15 protein-coding genes are annotated in these 18,650 nt (G+C 64.5%); 3 read left to right on the forward strand and 12 right to left on the reverse strand.

What is annotated here, in order from left to right:
* Positions 1-2 precede the first annotated feature (2 nt).
* From FXN65_RS26775 to FXN65_RS26795, 5 genes are all read right to left on the reverse strand, one after another.
* On the reverse strand, positions 3-1,463 hold the full coding sequence (locus tag FXN65_RS26775) for an amidase (RefSeq protein WP_151138234.1): 1,461 nt from the start codon (positions 1,461-1,463) through the stop codon (positions 3-5).
* Positions 1,464-1,627: 164 nt separating this feature from the next.
* Positions 1,628-2,665: an ABC transporter substrate-binding protein gene (locus FXN65_RS26780; protein ID WP_151138236.1), complete on the reverse strand. Its 1,038-nt coding sequence runs from the start codon at positions 2,663-2,665 to the stop codon at positions 1,628-1,630.
* Positions 2,666-2,829: 164 nt separating this feature from the next.
* The gene (locus FXN65_RS26785) at positions 2,830-3,636 is read right to left on the reverse strand and encodes an ABC transporter permease (RefSeq protein WP_178119406.1); all 807 of its coding nucleotides are present in this window, start codon (positions 3,634-3,636) and stop codon (positions 2,830-2,832) included.
* The gene (locus FXN65_RS26790) at positions 3,636-4,562 is read right to left on the reverse strand and encodes an ABC transporter permease (protein ID WP_151138241.1); all 927 of its coding nucleotides are present in this window, start codon (positions 4,560-4,562) and stop codon (positions 3,636-3,638) included. The genes FXN65_RS26785 and FXN65_RS26790 overlap by 1 nt, the downstream gene beginning before the upstream one ends.
* A 12-nt stretch (positions 4,563-4,574) precedes the next feature.
* A complete protein-coding gene (locus tag FXN65_RS26795) occupies positions 4,575-5,693 on the reverse strand; it encodes an ABC transporter ATP-binding protein (RefSeq protein WP_151138243.1) in 1,119 nt (372 codons plus the stop codon).
* A 217-nt stretch (positions 5,694-5,910) separates the two neighbouring features.
* On the opposite strand from FXN65_RS26795, the gene FXN65_RS26800 reads away from it, so the two are divergent.
* Positions 5,911-6,819, forward strand: a complete 909-nt coding sequence (locus FXN65_RS26800; RefSeq protein ID WP_151138246.1) for a LysR substrate-binding domain-containing protein — start codon at positions 5,911-5,913, stop codon at positions 6,817-6,819.
* Positions 6,820-6,854: 35 nt separating this feature from the next.
* On the opposite strand, the gene FXN65_RS26805 is transcribed toward FXN65_RS26800, so the two are convergent.
* The 4 genes from FXN65_RS26805 to trxA form a co-directional block, all read right to left on the reverse strand.
* The gene (locus tag FXN65_RS26805) at positions 6,855-7,823 is read right to left on the reverse strand and encodes a CDP-6-deoxy-delta-3,4-glucoseen reductase (RefSeq protein WP_151138248.1); all 969 of its coding nucleotides are present in this window, start codon (positions 7,821-7,823) and stop codon (positions 6,855-6,857) included.
* Complete coding sequence (gene ubiD / locus FXN65_RS26810; protein WP_151138251.1) at positions 7,823-9,289, reverse strand: 4-hydroxy-3-polyprenylbenzoate decarboxylase; 1,467 nt, start codon at positions 9,287-9,289, stop codon at positions 7,823-7,825. Before ubiD ends, FXN65_RS26805 begins: the two co-directional genes overlap by 1 nt.
* 130 nt (positions 9,290-9,419) lie before the next feature.
* Positions 9,420-10,679 (reverse strand): transcription termination factor Rho, encoded by a 1,260-nt coding sequence (rho, locus tag FXN65_RS26815; RefSeq protein WP_151138253.1) that lies wholly within the window; start codon positions 10,677-10,679, stop codon positions 9,420-9,422.
* Between the two features lie 264 nt (positions 10,680-10,943).
* Positions 10,944-11,270: a thioredoxin TrxA gene (gene trxA / locus FXN65_RS26820; RefSeq protein WP_044873156.1), complete on the reverse strand. Its 327-nt coding sequence runs from the start codon at positions 11,268-11,270 to the stop codon at positions 10,944-10,946.
* Positions 11,271-11,632: 362 nt separating this feature from the next.
* On the opposite strand from trxA, the gene ppx reads away from it, so the two are divergent.
* The gene (gene ppx / locus FXN65_RS26825; protein ID WP_151138256.1) at positions 11,633-13,135 is read left to right on the forward strand and encodes an exopolyphosphatase; all 1,503 of its coding nucleotides are present in this window, start codon (positions 11,633-11,635) and stop codon (positions 13,133-13,135) included.
* Positions 13,136-13,294: 159 nt separating this feature from the next.
* Here ppx and ppk1 read toward each other — a convergent pair whose 3' ends face one another.
* Together ppk1 and hemB are read right to left on the reverse strand one after the other, a co-directional pair.
* Entirely contained in the window at positions 13,295-15,520 is a 2,226-nt protein-coding gene (gene ppk1, locus FXN65_RS26830) for a polyphosphate kinase 1 (RefSeq protein WP_151138258.1), read from the reverse strand.
* A gap of 20 nt (positions 15,521-15,540) precedes the next feature.
* A complete protein-coding gene (hemB, locus tag FXN65_RS26835; RefSeq protein WP_151138261.1) occupies positions 15,541-16,554 on the reverse strand; it encodes a porphobilinogen synthase in 1,014 nt (337 codons plus the stop codon).
* 222 nt (positions 16,555-16,776) lie between these two features.
* Between hemB and FXN65_RS26840 the strand changes: the two genes are divergently transcribed.
* Positions 16,777-17,337: a DedA family protein gene (locus FXN65_RS26840; protein WP_151138263.1), complete on the forward strand. Its 561-nt coding sequence runs from the start codon at positions 16,777-16,779 to the stop codon at positions 17,335-17,337.
* Here FXN65_RS26840 and FXN65_RS26845 read toward each other — a convergent pair whose 3' ends face one another.
* The gene (locus FXN65_RS26845) at positions 17,338-18,573 is read right to left on the reverse strand and encodes a sterol desaturase family protein (RefSeq protein WP_151138265.1); all 1,236 of its coding nucleotides are present in this window, start codon (positions 18,571-18,573) and stop codon (positions 17,338-17,340) included.
* Positions 18,574-18,650: the final 77 nt, after the last annotated feature.

The raw sequence follows: 18,650 nt of genomic DNA on the forward strand, positions 1-18,650 counted from the left end.
GTTCAGTCCCGAGCGAGCAGCGGCGGCGGGCAGCGCGGGTACCAGTGCGAAGCCTGCTCATAGGCGTGGGCCAGCTGCAGCACGGCCATGTCGGCCTGGTGCTTGCCGATGATCTGGATGCCCATGGGCAGCCCCTGTTCATTGAAGCCCACCGGAACGTTGGCCACCGGGCAACCGGACAGGGTGGCCGGGATGACCACTTCCATCCAGCGGTGGTAGGTGTCCATCGACTTTCCAGCGATCTCTTTCGGCCAATCCCAGGTCTTGTCGAACGGGAACACCTGGGCGCTGGGCAGCAGCAGGTAGTCGTAGCGTTCGAACAGTGTGTTGATGGCGCGGTACCAGTCGCTGCGCGCGGCGGAGGCGCGGAACACGTCCATGGCCGAGAGTTTCAGGCCGTTCTCCACTTCCCAGATGGCCTCGGGCTTGAGCAGCTCGCACTTGGCCGGGTCGGCGTAGGCGGCGCCCAGGGAGCCGGCGACCATCCAGTGGCGCAGGGTGCGCCAGGTATCCCACAGGCGCTCAGCGGAAAAGCCCAGCGCGGTGTCCTCGACGCGGCAGCCAATGGCCTGGAAATCGGCGAAGGATTTGCGGCACAGCTCCAGCACGCCGCGCTCCATCGGCAGGTGGCCGCCCAGGTCGCCCAGCCAGCCCAGACGCGCGCCCTTGAAGTCGCGCGCAAGATTGCCGGCGAACTGTTCGCCGCTTTCGGCGATGGACAGCGGCGCGCGGGCGTCGCCACCGGCCTGCACTGAAAGCAACAGCGCCACGTCGCGCACGCTGCGGCCCATTGGGCCTTCGTAGCCGAGCTGGTCGATGAACAGGTCGGCGCTGTCGTCGAAGGGCACGCGCCCCTGGGACGGACGGAAGCCGACGATGTTGTTGTACGCCGCCGGGTTGCGCAGCGAGCCCATCATGTCGCTGCCGTCGGCCACCGGGACCATCTGCAGCGCCAGCGCCGCAGCCGCGCCGCCACTGCTACCGCCGGCGGTGCGCTCCGGTGCGTAGGCGCAGCCGGTGGCGCCGAAGATCGGGTTGTAGCTGTGCGAACCCAGGCCGAATTCCGGGGTGTTGGTCTTGCCGATCAGCACGGCGCCGGCTGCCTTGATGCGCTCGACCATGATGCCGTCGCGCTCGGGCACGTAGTCGCGGAACAGCGGCGAGCCGAGGGTGGTGCGAATGCCCTTCGTCAGAGACAGGTCCTTGATGGCGTGCGGCAGGCCGTGCATCCAGCCGCGATACTCGCCGCGCGCCAGTTCGGCGTCTCGCTGGTCGGCCTCGGCCAGCAGCTGCTCTTCAGGCTGCAGGCTGATGATGGCGTTGACCTTCGGGTTGTAGCGCTCGATCTGCGCCAGGTGGGCCTGCATGACTTCTCGGCAGGAGATCTGGCGCAGGCGGATGAGTTCGGCCAGTTCATGGGCCTGGAGCTGGACGAGTTCGTTGTTGTGCTTGTACTGGCTCATGGAGCGCGGCCTTCTTTCATCGGGGCTTGCGCTTTGCGGCAAGCCTGAGTCGGGTTCAGCGACCCCGCCCGCAGGCGGGGCTTGTTGCGTTCTTCAGGCCGAGCGATGCCGCTGCGCCGAGACGGCGCAGGCGCGCATCGCCATGCCGTGTTCCCTCGAGGGAATCAGCGCATCAGGTTGGTCCAGATACGGTCGGCCAGGCGGATCGCGCCTTCGCCGCAGGTCTTGCTGAACACCACCTTGGTGCCCTCGGGGATGTGCAGTTCCGGCGCATCCTTGAGGCTGGCATCGAGGAAGGGTTCCACGCCCCTGATCGGGCTCTGGTGCTTGAGGAAGTTCTGGGTCATCGCCGCGTTTTCCGGCTGGCTGAGGAAGGCGATGAACTTCTTCGCGTTCTCCGGGTTCTTCGCACCGGCGGGGATCACCAGGTTGTCCACCCAGGCCATCACGCCCTCTTTCGGGTAGAGGTACTTCAGGCTGGATTTCATCTCACGCGCACGCATCGACGAGCCGCCCCAGAACATCGACATGTCGACTTCGCCCGAGGCCAGGTTCTCGCGGATCGAACCAGCCTTGGAGCTGTAGGTCTTCACGAAGCCCTTCTGGTTCTTCAGCAGGGTCAGCACCTGTTGCATCTGCTTGGGATCCTCGCTGCACAGCGGGATGCCAAGGTACAGGCTGGCGGTGTCGATCACCTCGCTGGAGGAGTCGAACATGTTGATCCTGCCCTGCAGCTCCTTGGGCGGAGTGAACAGCACCGAGTAGCTGTCGGCCGGGCCGCTGTACCTGGCGCTGTCGAGCACGACGCTGGTGGTGCCCCAGATGAAGGGCACGGCATAGGCGCCTTCCGGGTCCCAGGTGGGTTTCTTCAGGTTGTCTTCGATGTTCGCGTAGTACGGCTGGTTGACCGGATCGAAGCGCTCCAGCAGCTTCTCCTGGATCAGGATCGGCACGAACTGGTGGGAGGGGATGGCCACGTCGTAACCAGTGCCGCCCTGCTTGAGCTTGGCCAGCAGCGTTTCGTTGGAATCGTAGGAATCCACGGTCACCTTGATGCCGGTTTCCTTCTCGAACTTCTCCAGGATCGGCGGCGAGAAGTAGCCGCTCCAGCTCACCACGTTGAGTTGTTCGGCGGCGTGCGCGTTGGTGACGGCCAGGCCCAACGTCAGCGTGGCCCCTACAGCAGCGATCAGTTTGCTCATCTTCTACTCCGGTATGTGGGCGGAGAGTCCGTTCAAGGTCTGATCGAGCGCAGCCCAGACTAGGCGGAAGCAGTTGAGAAAGCGCAGTTTACGACTGTAAATGAGCATTTCGAGACGGCATCCAACGACGTATGGGCAAGCTCGGACAGGCATGGGACGGGCTCTCAGGCTTTCTTCTTGCCAAGCAGGTACGACAGGGTTACGAACAGCACGGAAACGCCGAGGATCAGGGTCGAGACTGCGTTCACATCGGGTGTCACACCCATGCGCAGCAGGCCGAAGATGAAGATCGGCAAGGTGGTGGTGCCGGCCTGGGAGACCATCATCGAGATCACGAAGTTATCCAGCGAGACGATGAAGGCCAGCATCAGCCCGGAGACGATCCCCGGCGTCAGCAGCGGCAGGGTGACCTTGCGGAAGGTCCGCCAGGGGCCGGCGTAGAGGTCGGCGGCGGCCTGCTCCAGGGACAGGTCCATATCGTTCAGCCGTGCGCGGATCGGCAGGTAGGCGAACGGGATGCAGAACACCGTATGGGCGATGATCAGGTTGCCGTAGCCCAGCGACAGGCCGAGGGTGGAGAACAGCGCCAGGGTGGCGACGCCGACCACGATCTCGGGCAGTACCAGCGGCAGCATGATCGCCCCCATGGACAGGCGCATGCCTTTGAACCTGGCCCCGCGCGAGGTGCCCAGCGCGGCCAGGGTGGCGATCGCCGTGGCGACCACGCTGGCGCACACGGCGATCAGCAGGCTGTTGCCGGCGGCCTGGCGCAGCGCCTGGTTGGCGAACGCGGCGCGGTACCAGTCGAGGCTGAAGCCGGTCCACACGGTGGCGGACTGGTTGGCGTTGAACGAGAGCACCACCAGCACCACGATGGGCGCGTAGAGGTACAGGTAGAACAGGAAACTCAGCGCGCCGAAACCACGGAAATCCTGTACGCCCAGACGGCGTTTGCTCAGCAGCGACAGCATCATTCACCTCCCCGGGCGATGCGCAGGCGCTCGGCGCGCATCGCGTAGAACATCAGTACCAGCATCACCGCGGCCATCAGCACCAGCGACAGCGCCGCGCCGAAGGGCCAGTTCCGCGCATCGCTGAACTGCCGGAAGATCAGGTTGCCGAGCATCATCTTGGTGCCGCCGCCGAGCAGCTCGGGAGCGATCATCGCGCCGAGGCAAGGCACGAAGGTGAGGATGGCGCCGGCGAGAATCCCCGGCCGGGCGATGGGCAGCACCACCTTGCGCAGGGTGCGGATGCGCCCGGCGTAGAGGTCCTGGGCGGCTTCGAGCAGGCGCATGTCCATCTTCTCCAGGGTTGCGTAGATCGGCAGGACCACAAAGGGCGCGTAGGTGTAGACCAGGCCCAGCAGCACGGCGCCGTCTGTGTACAGCAGGTTCAACGGCTGGTGGATCACGCCCAGGCTCATCAGCGTGCCGTTGACGACGCCGGTGCCGCGCAGCAGCAGGATCCAGGCGTAGGTGCGGATCAGCAGGTTGGCCCAGAACGGCACGGTGATCAGGAAGATCAGCAGGCCGCGACGATGCGCCGGCTGCATCGCCAGCCACACAGCCACCGGGAAGCCCACCGCCAGGGTGATCGCCGTGGTCGCGGCGGCGATGCCGATGGAACGCAACGCGATCGTCAGGTAGGAGTCGGCGAAAGCCAGGCTGTCGTCCAGTTGGCGCTCGAACAGCAGTGAGACGTAGGCCTCGGTGCTGAAGTGCTGGTTCACGCCGCCGTAGGGGTTGGCCTGCATCAGCGAATAGCCGACCACGATGAAGATCGGCACGATCAGGAACAGCCCGATGGAGAGCAGCGCGGGCGACACGCCGAGGAAGCTGTGCAGCGCCTTGCGCCGCTCCAGCGAATTGCCGGCGGTTGTGGATAACTGGTTCATGCTCACCCCCGCTCAGTCCACCAGGACGCTGGCGCTGCCCTTCTCGAACAGCAGCCCGGCGCGCTGCCCGGCCACCAGGCGCTGACGCTGGCCGGCACTGTTGGGCGCACGGACAGTCAGCTTGCCGCCGTCACGCAGCGCCACCTGATATTGCAGGTCGGTGCCGAGGTAGATCTGCGCGACGATGCTGCATGGCACGGCGGACGGCGTGTCCTCGGCCACCAGTTGCAGGCGCTCGGGGCGGATCGACAAGGTGACCTCAGCACCGACCTCCAGGCCCTCGCGGATGCCGGCCTCGATCAGCTGGTCGCCGGCGATGCGGTAGTGCGCGCGCTCATCAATGAAGTGCTCGACGCGGGCGGGAAGGAAGTTGGTCTCACCGATGAAGTCGGCTACGAAGCGGTTACGCGGACGCTCGTAGATTTCGTCCGGACGGCCGACCTGCTGCACCTCGCCCTCGGAGAGCACGGCGATGCGGTCGGACATGGTGAGCGCTTCTTCCTGGTCGTGGGTGACGAAGATGAAGGTGATGCCGGTCTTGGCCTGGATCGCCTTCAGCTCCTCACGCATGGCCTGGCGCAGCTTGAGGTCGAGCGCGGAGAGCGGCTCGTCCAGCAGCAGCACCTTGGGATGCGGCGCCAGGGCGCGGGCCAGGGCGACGCGCTGTTGCTGGCCGCCGGAGAGCTGCGTCGGCTTGCGCTGGGCGAAGCGCTCCATCTGCACCAGGGCGAGCATTTCACGCACGCGCTCAGCGACCTCCGCCCTGCCCATGCGCTTGCCCATCGGGTGGGATTCCAGGCCGAAGGCCAGGTTTTCGGCAATGCTCATGTGCGGGAACAGCGCATAGTGCTGGAACACCGTATTAACCGGGCGCTCGAAGGGCGGTCGGTCGGCGATGTTCTCGCCGTACAGGCGGATTTCCCCGCTGGTGGGGAACTCGAAGCCGGCGATCATGCGCAGGAGGGTGGTCTTGCCACAGCCGGAGGGGCCGAGCAGGGTGAAGAATTCGTTGTCGCGGATGTCCAGGTCGACGCATTTCAGCGCCACGGGACCACTGGCCGGATCGCCGTAAACCTTGCGCACGGAGCGGATCGAAACCGCTGCCGTCTGCAGGCTGTGCAGGGCACTCATGTGAAACCTCCGGTTCCTTCCCCGCGGGTGGGCGGGGGGTCTTGTAGTTGTTCTGGCAGGACTAGAGAAACGCCGGATGCAGCGCTGGCCGTGTTATCGGCTCCTATTGTCGTGGTGCTGCTGAGGCGGATATTCGGAGAAAGGTGATTGAGCGAAAAGCTCAATTTTCTTACATTCGATATTAAAAAAACTAACAGCACTCACCGAGGCCCAGGCCATGTCCATCCAGCGCCTTCCACCGCTCAATGCCGTCCGCGCTTTCGAGGCCGCCGCCCGGCTGGGCAGTTATGTCGCAGCCTCCAAGGCCCTGCACGTGACCCAGCCAGCCATCGGCCGCCACGTGAAGCTGCTGGAGGACTGGCTGGGCGTGCAGTTGTTCGAGCGCACGCCGCGCGGGGTGAGCCTGACGCCAGCCGGGCAGCGCTACTACGCGAAGATATCCACGGCCTTGCAGCAAATCGCCGACGCCGGCTTTGAGCTGGCTCCTGGCGGCACTGCACGCTGGCTGAAGATCATGGTGGTGCCCGCCTTCGCCAAGCGCTGGCTGATGCCGCGCCTGGAATCCCTGCGCCAGCAGCGACCGGGGATGAAGGTGGCGGTGGAACCCAACCCGACTTTCACTGAAGTGGACGGCAAGACCGCCGACCTGGGCATCGTCTACGGTCTGCCGGGTATCTACTCACAGTGCCACAGCACGCTGATCCGTCCGACGGTGTTCCCGGTATGCTCGCCGTCCTACCTGGCCGAACACGGCACGCTGAGCAGTGTGGAAGAGCTCGCACGGCACAAGCTGATCCACGTGGACGATGGAGAATGGTGGAACCTCTGGCTGTCCACTGTCGGCCTTTCGCTGCGGGTGAGTTCGGACGTGCTCTACGTCAGCAATGACCACGCGCTGTCGATGGCCGAGTCCGGCCACGGTATCGCCCTGGCCAATGCGGTGCTGGTGAAGCACCAATTGGCCGCCGGCACCCTGGTGCGCCCGCTGGCGGAAGAGGTCCAGTTGGAGAGCTACCAGCTGCTGCTGCCCCCGGGGCCGGTGAGCGCCGATGTGGAGTGGTTCGAAGGCTGGATCCGCGCGGCGCTGCAGGAGGAGTTCGCAGCGCCAACGCATTCAGCCGGCTAAGCGGCGAGGTGCCCCAGCGCCCCCAGGCGGCTTAATCAGCCACGCGGGGCGTAGGCGAATACGTCGGCGCGCATCTGGTGGGCATCCATCCCGGCCGCAACCAGCGCATCCAGGGTGGCGTACACCATCGCCGGTGAGCCGCTGGCGTAGACGTGCAACTGCTTGAGGTCCGGGAAGTCTTCACACACCGCTTCATGCAGCAGGCCACGACGGCCCCGCCAATCACAGGGGTCGCTGACGACCTTGTGCAGGAGCAGGTTTTCCAGGCCCTGCCAGTCTTTCCAATGGAGCAGCTCGTAGAAGTCGTCCGGCTGGCGCACGCCCCAATACAAGTGCACCGGATGTTTGAAGCCGGTGGCGCGGCAGTGTTCGATCAGGCTGTGCATCTGTCCCATGCCGGTACCGGCGGCGATCAACACCAGCGGACCGTCCGGCAACTCCGCCAGGTGGGTATCGCCGAAGGGCATCTTCACCCTGGCGATGCCGGTGCGCTGGAGTTGCGCGAGCAGTGCCCTGGCGCTGTTTTCACGGCCGAGGATGTGCAGTTCGATTTCGCGCCCGGCACTCGGCGCCGAGGCAATGGAGAAGGCCGAAGACTCGCCATCGTCGCGCTCGATCAGCAGGTACTGCCCGGCGTGATAGCGCGGCGGCTTGCCGGCTGGCGCGCGCAGGCGCACGCGCCAGACATCGCCGCCCACTTCCACGCATTCGCTGACCTGGCAGCTCATGTCGCGCACCGGCAGCTCGCCCGGGGCCAGCACGCCGTCCCAGTGCAGCACGCAGTCTTCCAGGGGCTCGGCCAGGCAGGTGAACAGCTCACCCTGGCTCAGCTCGGCGCCGTTCTGGCGTACCCGCCCCTCCACCAGCAGGGCCGCGCAAACATGGCAGTTCCCGTTGCGGCAGCTTTGCGGGCACTCGTAGCCGAGCCGGCGCGCCGCATCCAGGATGCGCTCGTTGGGAGCCGTCTGGATGACCGCGCCGGAAGGTTGCAGGGTGACACGCATCAATCGATTCCCAGAGAAGACCAGAGCTCATCGACGCGGCGCTTGACCGCTTCGTCCTGGACGATCACCCGGCCCCATTCGCGGTTGGTCTCGCCCGGCCACTTGTGGGTGGCGTCCAGGCCCATCTTCGAACCGAGGCCGGAGATGGGCGAAGCGAAGTCCAGGTAGTCGATCGGCGTGTTGTCGATCATCACCGTGTCACGCTTTGGGTCCATGCGCGTGGTAATGGCCCAGATCACATCGTTCCAGTCCCGCGCATTGACGTCGTCGTCGGTGACTATGACGAACTTGGTGTACATGAACTGTCGCAGGAACGACCAGACACCCAGCATTACGCGCTTGGCGTGGCCCGGGTACTGCTTCTTCATGGTCACCACCGCCATCCGGTAGGAGCAGCCCTCCGGCGGCAGGTAGAAGTCGACGATCTCGGGGAACTGCTTCTGCAGTATGGGCACGAAGACTTCGTTCAGCGCCACGCCGAGGATGGCCGGCTCATCCGGCGGCCGGCCGGTATAGGTGCTGTGGTAGATCGGCTTTTGCCGGCGGGTGATGCGCTCCACGGTGAACACCGGGAAGCTGTCCACCTCGTTGTAGTAGCCGGTGTGGTCGCCGTAAGGGCCTTCATCGGCCATTTCGCCAGGGTGGATCACCCCTTCGAGGACGATTTCGGCACTGGCTGGCACCTGCAGGTCGCTGCCGATGCACTTCACCAGTTCGGTGCGGTTGTCCCGCAGCAGGCCGGCGAAGGCGTACTCGGACAGGGTGTCCGGTACCGGGGTCACGGCGCCGAGGATGGTCGCCGGATCGGCCCCCAGGGCCACCGCCACGGGGAAAGGCTCGCCCGGGTGCTTCGCGCACCACTCGCGGTAGTCCAGCGCGCCGCCCCGATGGCTCAGCCAACGCATGATGACCTTGTTGCGGCCGATCACCTGCTGGCGATAGATGCCGAGGTTCTGCCGCTCCTTGTTCGGGCCACGGGTGACGGTCAGGCCCCAGGTGATCAGCGGGGCGACATCGCCCGGCCAGCAGGTCTGCACCGGCAGCCTGGTGAGGTCGACGTCGTCGCCCTCCTCCACCACTTCCTGGCAGGGGCCATCCTTGAGCACCTTGGGCGCCATGGCGATGACCTTCTTGAAGATGGGCAGCTTGGACCAGGCGTCCTTCAGGCCCTTGGGCGGCTCGGGCTCCTTGAGGAAGGCCAGCAGCTTGCCGATCTCGCGCAGCTCGCCGACATCCTCGGCGCCCATTCCCAGGGCCACGCGCCCGGGGGTGCCGAAGAGGTTGCCGAGCACCGGGATATCGAAGCCGGTGGGCTTTTCGAAAAGCAGCGCCGGTCCCTGCTTGCGCAAGGTGCGGTCGCAGATTTCGGTCATTTCCAGCACAGGCGAAACCGGAGTGGCGATGCGCTTGAGCTCGCCACGCTGTTCCAGGCCACTGATGAATTCGCGCAGATCGCGATACTGCATGCTTGAGCCTCTCAGGGCGTGCAGGTCGGGGCGCAAAGTTTAGCGCCGAACTGGGTTATTCAGAAGAACAAAGGGCCAGTGCAGAAACGCAAAAGCCGGGTTTCCCCGGCCTTTGCGGCACATCCAAGACTTACTTGCGCTTCATCGACATGAAGAACTCATCGTTGGTCTTGGTGTCTTTCAACTTGTCGAGCAGGAACTCGATGGCAGCGATCTCGTCCATCGGGTGCAGCAGCTTGCGCAGGATCCACATGCGCTGCAGCTCGTCTTCGGCAGTCAGCAGCTCTTCGCGGCGGGTGCCGGACTTGTTGATGTTGATGGCGGGGAACACGCGCTTCTCGGCGATGCGGCGGTCCAGCGGCAGTTCCATGTTGCCGGTGCCCTTGAACTCCTCGTAGATCACCTCGTCCATCTTCGAGCCGGTTTCGACCAGCGCGGTGGCGAGGATGGTCAGCGAGCCGCCTTCCTCGATGTTGCGAGCGGCGCCGAAGAAACGCTTGGGCTTCTCCAGGGCATGGGCATCGACACCACCGGTGAGCACCTTGCCGGAGCTCGGGATCACGGTGTTGTAGGCACGGGCCAGACGGGTGATGGAGTCCAGCAGGATGACCACGTCCTTCTTGTGCTCGACCAGGCGCTTGGCCTTCTCGATCACCATCTCGGCGACCTGCACGTGGCGGGTCGGCGGTTCGTCGAAGGTGGAGGCGACCACTTCGCCGCGCACGGTGCGCTGCATCTCGGTCACTTCTTCCGGGCGCTCGTCGATCAAGAGGACGATCAAGTGGCACTCGGGGTTGTTGCGGGTGATGTTGGCCGCAATGTTCTGCAGCATGATGGTCTTGCCCGCTTTCGGCGGAGCGACGATCAGGCCGCGCTGTCCCTTGCCGATCGGCGCGCAGAGATCGATCACGCGGCCGGTGAGGTCTTCAGTGGAGCCGTTGCCGGCTTCCATCTTCAGGCGCTCATTGGGGAACAGGGGCGTGAGGTTTTCGAACAGGATCTTGTTCTTGGCGTTCTCGGGACGATCGAAGTTGATGGAATCGACCTTGAGCAACGCGAAGTAACGCTCGCCTTCCTTCGGAGGACGAATCTTGCCGACTATGGTGTCGCCGGTTCGCAGGTTGAAGCGACGGATCTGGCTGGGCGAGACATAGATGTCGTCCGGGCCGGCCAGGTAGGAAGAGTCGGCGGAGCGCAGGAAGCCGAAGCCGTCCTGGAGAATCTCCAGCACGCCGTCACCGGAGATCTCCTCGCCGCTCTTCGCGTGCTTCTTCAGCAGGGCGAAGATGATGTCCTGCTTGCGCGAACGGGCCATGTTCTCCAGGCCCATGGCGTCGGACATTTCCAGAAGTTCGCCAATCGGCTTTTGCTTGAGTTCGGTCAGATTCATAGGAATGACGTTGGTAGAAAAGAAGAAGGGAAAGCGTTGAGCTTTTTAGGCCGCGCCGCAAAGAAGGCGACAGGATCGCTGTGCTTATTCGAATTAGGAGTGCGTCGGCGACGGCGTGGAGGGCTGCAAGAACGAGCAGCGGTCCGAATGTAACACCGGCGCAACGGGGAGTCTAGTGCAGTTCAATGAAAAAGCCCCGCATTTCGCGGGGCTTTTCCGGGACGCTTCGGATGCTGTTCCGGCGGCACGGGAGGCCGCGCGGAATCAGATGTTGGCGTCGAGGAAGGCGGCCAGCTGGGACTTGGACAGGGCGCCTACCTTGGTGGCTTCGACGTTGCCGTTCTTGAACAGCATCAGGGTCGGGATGCCACGCACGCCATACTTCGGCGGAGTGTCCTGGTTCTCGTCGATGTTCAGCTTGCAGACTTTCAGTTTGCCCTGGTAGTCCTTGGCGATTTCGTCGAGGACCGGAGCAATCATCTTGCAGGGACCGCACCACTCGGCCCAGTAGTCGACCAGCACCGCGCCGTCGGCCTTGAGCACGTCCTGCTCGAAGCTGGCATCAGAGACGTTGGTGATGAATTCGCTCATGGAAGGATCTCTCCGTGTTCGGAAGCAAAAAAGTGGAGCCATCATATCCCGGCTTTCCAGGGACCGAAAGCCGGTGGTGATTGAGCTTTGCTATGGCGACATCGGGCAAAACTGATGGATGCAGCCGCCGGCGTCAATCCGGCTACCGATCAGGATGCCGGGCCGGCGGACATTCGGAACCGGCAACGCGCGACTGTCATATCCCACCTATAGTGTGGACAGCCAGTCATTCGCCAAAGAAAGGCGCATCCATCCCACCGCTCCAGGCTCGCGCCACATTGGTACGGACGTACCTCTATTCGCATTGGCTCGACCGGACAACCGTGGCAGGATTGCGCGGTTCAGCCTCGAGACCCGAAACCATGCCGCAAAAGCCTGCCGAAATCCCGTCCCTGATCGCCGCCATCGACCTAGGATCGAACAGCTTCCACATGGTGGTAGCCAAGGTCGACCATGGTGAGATCCGCATCCTGGAACGGCTCGGCGACAAGGTCCAGTTGGCAGCCGGCCTGGACGAAGAACGCAACCTCAGCGAAGAGTCCATGCTGCGCGGCCTCGAATGCCTGCGCCGCTTTGCCCAGATGATCGCCGGCCTGCCGGAAGGCGCGGTGCGCATCGTCGGCACCAACGCCCTGCGCGAGGCGCACAACCGCGCCGAATTCATCCGCCGCGCCGAGGAAATCCTCGAGCATCCGGTGGAAGTCATCTCCGGCCGCGAGGAAGCGCGCCTGATCTATCTGGGCGTCTCCCATACCCTGCCGGACACACCCGGCCGTCGCCTGGTGGCGGACATCGGTGGCGGCAGTACCGAATTCATCATCGGCCAGCGTTTCGAATCGCAACTGCGGGAAAGCCTGCAGATGGGCTGCGTCAGTTACACCCAGCGCTACTTCCGCGACGGCAAGGTCACCCCGGCGCGCTATGCGCAGGCCTACACTGCCGCGCGCCTGGAGCTGATGGGCATCGAGTACAGCCTGCGCCGCCTCGGCTGGCAGGAGGCCGTCGGCGCCTCCGGCACCATCCGCGCCGTCGGCCTGGCAATCCAGGCCGCGGGGCTCGGCAACGGCGAGATCAACCCCGAGGGGTTGGCCTGGCTCAAGCGCAAGCTGTTCAAGCTCGGCGATGTGGAAAAGCTCGACCTGGACGGCATCAAGCCGGACCGCCGCCCGATTTTCCCGGCCGGCCTGGCGATTACCGAAGCCATCTTCGAGGCCCTTGATCTCACACGAATGACCCATTCCGAAGGCGCCCTGCGCGAAGGCGTGCTCTACGACCTGCTGGGACGCCACCACCACGAGGACGTTCGCGAGCGCACCCTGAGTGCGTTGATGGAGCGCTGCCACGTGGACCTGGAGCAAGCCGCACGGGTCGAAGCCAAGGCACTGGCCGCCCTGGAACAGGTCGCCACCAGTTGGGGGCTGGATGATGACTGGCACCGCGACCTGCTGCTGTGGGGGGCGCGCGTGCATGAAATCGGCATGGACATCGCCCACTACCACTATCACAAGCACGGCGCCTACCTGATCGAGCACTCGGACCTGGCCGGTTTCTCCCGTCAGGACCAGCTGATGCTGGCCCTCCTGGTGCGCGGCCACCGCCGCAACATCCCCAAGGACCGCTTCGCCGAATTCGGCGAGGAAGGCGTGAAGCTGCTGCGCCTTTGCGTGCTGCTGCGCTTCGCCATCCTCTTCCACCACATCCGTGGCACGTCCGCCATGCCCAGGGTGAAGTTGAGCGCCTCGAACAATACGCTCGAGGTGCGGTTCCCTGAAGGCTGGCTGGAAGCCAACCCGTTGACCCAGGCCGACTTCGAGCAGGAAGCCGGGTGGCTTAAGCGCATCGAGTTCGAGCTGAAGGTGAGCTGAAACCTGTAGGAGCGAATTCATTCGCGAAGGACAGCGCAGCTGTCCGTTGCTCCAGTCCCACGACGGTCCTTCGGACCGTTTCGCGAATGAATTCGCTCCCAAGAGAGTTCAGGTTCAAATGAAGACGGGGCACTCAGGCCCCGTTTTTCGTTGGTGCGCTCAGCGTGCGCTGATCGGCGGGTTGGTCAGTTTGTCCAGCAAGGTAGCCTGGGCGTTGCGCGAGTTCTGGTTGCCGCTCGGGCTGTTGCGCAGGTAGCGGCCGTCCGGCTGCAGCACCCAGCTCTGGGTGTTGTCGCTGATGTAGGCCTCGAGCTCTTTCTTCACGCGGGTCAGCAGTTTCTTGCCTTCCACCGGGAAGCAGGTCTCGACGCGCATGTCGAGGTTGCGCTCCATCCAGTCGGCACTGGAGAGGTACATCTTCTCGTCGCCGCCATTGAGGAAGTAGTAGATCCGGCTGTGTTCGAGGAAGCGGCCGATGATCGAGCGCACCTGGATGTTGTGTGACACGCCGGGGATGCCCGGGCGCAGGCAGCACATGCCACGGACCACGAGGTCGATGCGCACGCCGCTCTGGCTGGCCTTGTACAAAGCACGGATGACCTTGGGATCGGTCAGCGCGTTGACCTTGACCATGATGTGCGCCGGCTTTCCTTCGCTGGCGTGCTGGGCCTCGCGGGCGATCATGTCGAGCAGCGTCTTCTTCAGGGTGAAGGGCGCGTGCAGCAGCTTCTTCATGCGCAGCGTCTTGCCCATGCCGATCAGCTGGTTGAACAGCTTGTGCAGGTCCTCGCAGAGCGCATCGTCGGCGGTGAGCATGCTGTAGTCGGTGTACAGGCGCGCGTTGCCGGCGTGGTAGTTACCCGTGCCCAGGTGGGCATAGCGGCGCAGCTCGCCGTTCTCGCGACGCAGGATCAGCATCATCTTGGCGTGGGTCTTGAAGCCCACCACGCCGTAGATCACCACGGCGCCTGCCTGCTGCAGGCGGCTCGCCAGCTGCAGGTTGGATTCCTCGTCGAAACGCGCACGCAGCTCGATCACCGCGGTGACCTCCTTGCCGTTACGCGCTGCTTCCACCAGGGAGTCGACGATCTCGGAGTTGGCACCGGCGCGGTAGAGGGTCTGCTTGATCGCCAGGACGTTCGGGTCCTTGGCGGCCTGGCGCAGGAAGTCCACTACAGGAGTGAAGGATTCGAAGGGGTGCAGCAGCAGGATGTCCTGCTTGCCCACCACGCTGAACAGGTTCTCGGCCTTCTGCAGCAGCTTGGGGATCACCGGGGTGAAGGACGGGTGCTGCAGCTCCGGATGGCTTTCCAGGCCGGTAATGCTGAACAGGCGGGTCAGGTTCACCGGGCCGTTGACCTGGTAAAGCTCGCTCTCGCCCAGGTTGAACTGCTTGAGCAGGTAGTCAGAGAGGTTCTTCGGGCAGGTATCCGCCACTTCCAGGCGTACCGCGTCGCCGTAGCGGCGCGAGAACAGTTCGCCGCGCAGCGCGCGGGCGAGGTCGTCGACATCTTCGGTGTCCACCGAGAGGTCGGCGTTGCGGGTCAGGCGGAACTGGTAGCAACCCTTCACCTTCATGCCGGGGAACAGGTCGTCGGCATGGGCATGGATCATCGAGGACAGGAAGACGAAGTTGTCCCCCGGACCGCCGATGTCCTCGGGCACGCGGATGACGCGCGGCAACAGGCGCGGTGCCGGGATGATCGCCAGGCCGGAATCGCGGCCGAAGGCGTCGACGCCTTCCAGTTCGACGATGAAGTTCAGGCTCTTGTTCACCAGCAGCGGGAAGGGGTGAGTCGGATCCAGGCCGATGGGGGTGATGATCGGCGCGATCTCGTCACGGAAGTAACGACGCACCCAGGCCTTCAGCTTGGCGGTCCAGTAGCGGCGGCGAATGAAGTTGACCTGGTGCTTGGCCAGTTCCGGCAACAGGATGTCGTTGAGGATGTTGTACTGGCGGTGGACCTGCTCGTGCACCACTTCGCTGATGCGCGCCATGGCCTGATGCGGCAGCAGGCCGTCGGCACCGGCTTGTTCACGGGCGAAGGTGATCTGCTTCTTCAGGCCTGCGACACGGATCTCGAAGAACTCGTCGAGGTTGCTGGAAAAGATCAGCAGGAACTTCAGACGTTCGAGCAGCGGATAGGACTCATCCAGCGCCTGCTCCAGCACGCGGATGTTGAACTGCAACTGGGACAGTTCGCGGTGGATGTACAGGCTGCTGTCATCCAGGCTCGGCACCATCAGCGGCGCCGGCACAGGAGCCGTGGCGGCAGGCACCGCATCGACGGCGGGGACCTCGGGGGCCGGCGGAGCCACCGGAATTTCGGTGGCCTCCTTCAGGGGTTCGAGCAAAGCGCTGGGATTGAGTCCTTCAGTGTTCATCTGCAGTTCCTGGGGGGAGATCAGGCTCCCGTCTTGAGCATTTCTGCGGCGCGCACGGCGAAATAGGTGAGGATGCCATCGGCGCCGGCGCGTTTGAAGGCCACCAGGGATTCGAGGATGACGGCGTCGCTCAACCAGCCGTTCTGGATCGCCGCCATGTGCATGGCGTACTCACCACTGACCTGATAGACAAAGGTCGGCACGCGGAATTCATCCTTCACCCGACGAACGATGTCGAGGTAAGGCATGCCCGGCTTGACCATCACCATGTCGGCGCCTTCGGCCAGGTCGGCTGCGACTTCGTGCAGGGCCTCGTCGGTGTTGGCAGGGTCCATCTGGTAGCTGGCCTTGTTGCCCTTGCCGAGGTTGGCGGCGGAGCCGACCGCATCACGGAAGGGACCGTAGTAGGCGCTGGCGTACTTGGCCGAGTAGGCCATGATGCGCACGTTGGGGAAATCCGCCAGTTCCAGGGCTTCGCGAATGGCCTGGATGCGGCCGTCCATCATGTCCGAGGGGGCCACCACCTGGGCGCCGGCTTCGGCGTGGGACAGCGCCTGCTTGACCAGTGCATCGACGGTCACGTCGTTCTGCACGTAGCCGTTCTCGTCGAGGATGCCATCCTGGCCGTGGGTGGTGAACGGGTCCAGGGCCACGTCGCTGATCACGCCCAGCTCCGGGAAACGATCACGCAGGGCGCGGATGGCACGCTGGGCGATGCCGTCGGGGTTCCACGCCTCGGCGCCGTCGAGGGATTTCTTTTCCAGCGGGGTCACCGGGAACAGCGCCAGCGCCGGAATGCCCAGCTCGACCCAGGCCTCTGCTTCCTTGAGCAGCAGGTCGATGGACAGGCGCTCGACGCCAGGCATCGAGGACACGGTTTCGCGGCGGTTCTCACCGTCCAGTACGAATACCGGGAGGATCAGGTCGTCGACGGTCAGGACGTTTTCGCGCACCAGCCGGCGGGAGAAGTCGTCACGGCGGTTGCGGCGCAGGCGGGTTGCGGGGAACAGGCGGTTGGCAGGGGTAAAGCTCACAGCAGACTCCAGGGCCCGGGACGGACGCAGTGTGACAAATATAAGGGCCGATTATGACCGAATGGCAACAATCCGCGACAGCGACCCGAGGTCGCGTCGACCGCTGGGGAGGGAGATGGACATTGTCCGCGGTCAATCTGATGGCATTCGGCACCGGTCGGAGCTTTTCCCGGCGCGCCATCCCGGTTAGGCTGCGCGTTCATTTCGCTGCGCACCCCAACCATGCTGCAACAATTTCTCCAGGATTTCGGCTACTTCGCCCTCTTCCTCGGCACCTTCTTCGAGGGTGAGACGATCCTGGTCCTGGCCGGCTTTCTTGCCTTCCGGGGCTATATGGACATCAACGCCGTGGTGGCCACGGCGTTCTTCGGCAGCTATGCCGGCGACCAGCTCTGGTACTACCTGGGCCGCCACAAGGGCCGGCAGATACTGTCCCGCAAACCACGCTGGCAGGCCATGGGCGACCGCGCCCTGGCGCACATCCGCCGCCACCCGGACATCTGGGTCCTGAGTTTCCGCTTCGTCTACGGCCTGCGCACCGTGATGCCGGTGGCCATCGGCCTGTCCGGCTACCCGCCGCTGCGCTACCTGATCCTCAACGGCATCGGCGCCCTGATCTGGGCCCTGGCCCTGGGCTTCGCCGCCTTCCACTTCGGCGCCGTCCTCGAAGGCATGCTCGGCAACCTCAAGCGCTACGAGCTGATGGTCCTCGGCGGCCTGCTGGCCATCGGCGGCCTCCTCTGGCTGAGGCGCCGCCTGCGCAACAACGGTCGGAAAGCCTGATCAGACGGCCAGCGCCGCCTCGCGGCGCGGCAGGCCGAACAGCGCCAGCAGACTGACCAGGCTGTACAGCCCCAGCAGTCCCCACCCCATCGCCCCCATCGGCAGCAGCCCGAGTGCCGCCCCCGCCCAGAGCGCCGGCCAGTTCAGCGCCAGCCGCGCCAGCTCCAGCCAGCGTGTCCATGGGCGGTTCTCCATCCAGGTACCGATCACGTAGAGGCCCAAGGCCATCCACGCCCAGGCCAGCCAGAGCCCGGCGAGCGACGCCTTGTCGCCGGTACCCAGCAGCCAGGTGCCGGCCACCACGTAGAGGGTGAACTGCAGCCCGGCGTACCACTTGTGCGCAAGGTCCAGGGGCACCTCGAACTTGATGAAGCGCGACAGGTCGGGCTTGGCCTGTGGATAACGCTCGGCCACGTCCGCCGGACGCCAGCCGGTGCGCATGAACCAGATGCGCAGCTTGTCCCAGCGGGTTTCGGCGCGCACCGCGTCGCGCCAGAGCTGCACGTAGAACTGCAGGTTGGCCCAGAGCGGGTTCCAGCTGGCCAGCGGCGTGGTCACGCCGAAGATCACCGGTTCTTCGTCCAGCTCCTCCTGAAAGGTGCCGAACAGGCGGTCCCAGAGGATGAACACACCACCGTAGTTGCGATCCATGTACACCGGGTTCTGCGCATGATGGACGCGATGGTTGGACGGGGTGATGAAGATCCACTCCAGCCAGCCGAGCTTGGGCACATGACGGGTATGCACCCAGAACTGGTAGAGCAGGTTCAGCGCACCGACGGTGAAGAACACCAGCGGTGGCACGCCGGCGATGGCCATCGGCAGGTAGAAGATCCAGCCGAACAGGAAGCCCGTGCTGGTCTGGCGCAGGGCGGTGGAGAGGTTGTACTCCTCACTCTGGTGATGCACCGAATGGGCCGCCCAGAGCACGTTGCGCTCATGACCCAGGCGGTGGTTCCAGTAGTAGCAGAAGTCATAGAACACGAAGGCCAGCAGCCACACCCAAAGGCTGCTGGCGGACATGCCGAAAAGCGCCAGGTGCTGCCAGGCAAAGGTGTAAGTCAGCAGCCCCACCACCTTGGTCAGCAGGCCGCTGGTGGTCGACAGCACCCCGGCGCTCAGGCTGTTCAGGGTATCGGCGGTGCGATAGCTGCTCGTTCCGCGCAGGCGGTCGGCGATCAGTTCGACGCCGATCAGCAGGAAGAAGAAAGGCACGGCATAAAGGACATAGTTCATGGGGCAGCCTTGTCGTCGTTCTTGTCCGGTGACCCACAGGCGCCGAAGGGAGGTGGCGCGGTGCTCGCGGCCCGATT

Origin of the sequence: Pseudomonas lalkuanensis (assembly GCF_008807375.1) — a bacterium.
GTDB lineage: Bacteria > Pseudomonadota > Gammaproteobacteria > Pseudomonadales > Pseudomonadaceae > Metapseudomonas > Metapseudomonas lalkuanensis.

Bases quoted from the DNA above. Each gene is read 5' to 3' on its own strand.
- FXN65_RS26775 (WP_151138234.1), bottom strand. From the start codon at position 1,463: ATGAGCCAGTACAAGCACAACAACGAACTCGTCCAGCTCCAGGCCCAT.
- FXN65_RS26780 (WP_151138236.1), bottom strand. From the start codon at position 2,665: ATGAGCAAACTGATCGCTGCTGTAGGGGCCACGCTGACGTTGGGCCTG.
- FXN65_RS26800 (WP_151138246.1), top strand. From the start codon at position 5,911: ATGTCCATCCAGCGCCTTCCACCGCTCAATGCCGTCCGCGCTTTCGAG.
- FXN65_RS26845 (WP_151138265.1), bottom strand. From the start codon at position 18,573: ATGAACTATGTCCTTTATGCCGTGCCTTTCTTCTTCCTGCTGATCGGC.
- trxA (WP_044873156.1), bottom strand. From the start codon at position 11,270: ATGAGCGAATTCATCACCAACGTCTCTGATGCCAGCTTCGAGCAGGAC.
- FXN65_RS26790 (WP_151138241.1), bottom strand. From the start codon at position 4,562: ATGAACCAGTTATCCACAACCGCCGGCAATTCGCTGGAGCGGCGCAAG.
- ppk1 (WP_151138258.1), bottom strand. From the start codon at position 15,520: ATGAACACTGAAGGACTCAATCCCAGCGCTTTGCTCGAACCCCTGAAG.
- ubiD (WP_151138251.1), bottom strand. From the start codon at position 9,289: ATGCAGTATCGCGATCTGCGCGAATTCATCAGTGGCCTGGAACAGCGT.
- FXN65_RS26795 (WP_151138243.1), bottom strand. From the start codon at position 5,693: ATGAGTGCCCTGCACAGCCTGCAGACGGCAGCGGTTTCGATCCGCTCC.
- FXN65_RS26840 (WP_151138263.1), top strand. From the start codon at position 16,777: ATGCTGCAACAATTTCTCCAGGATTTCGGCTACTTCGCCCTCTTCCTC.
- rho (WP_151138253.1), bottom strand. From the start codon at position 10,679: ATGAATCTGACCGAACTCAAGCAAAAGCCGATTGGCGAACTTCTGGAA.
- FXN65_RS26805 (WP_151138248.1), bottom strand. From the start codon at position 7,823: ATGCGTGTCACCCTGCAACCTTCCGGCGCGGTCATCCAGACGGCTCCC.
- ppx (WP_151138256.1), top strand. From the start codon at position 11,633: ATGCCGCAAAAGCCTGCCGAAATCCCGTCCCTGATCGCCGCCATCGAC.
- FXN65_RS26785 (WP_178119406.1), bottom strand. From the start codon at position 3,636: ATGCTGTCGCTGCTGAGCAAACGCCGTCTGGGCGTACAGGATTTCCGT.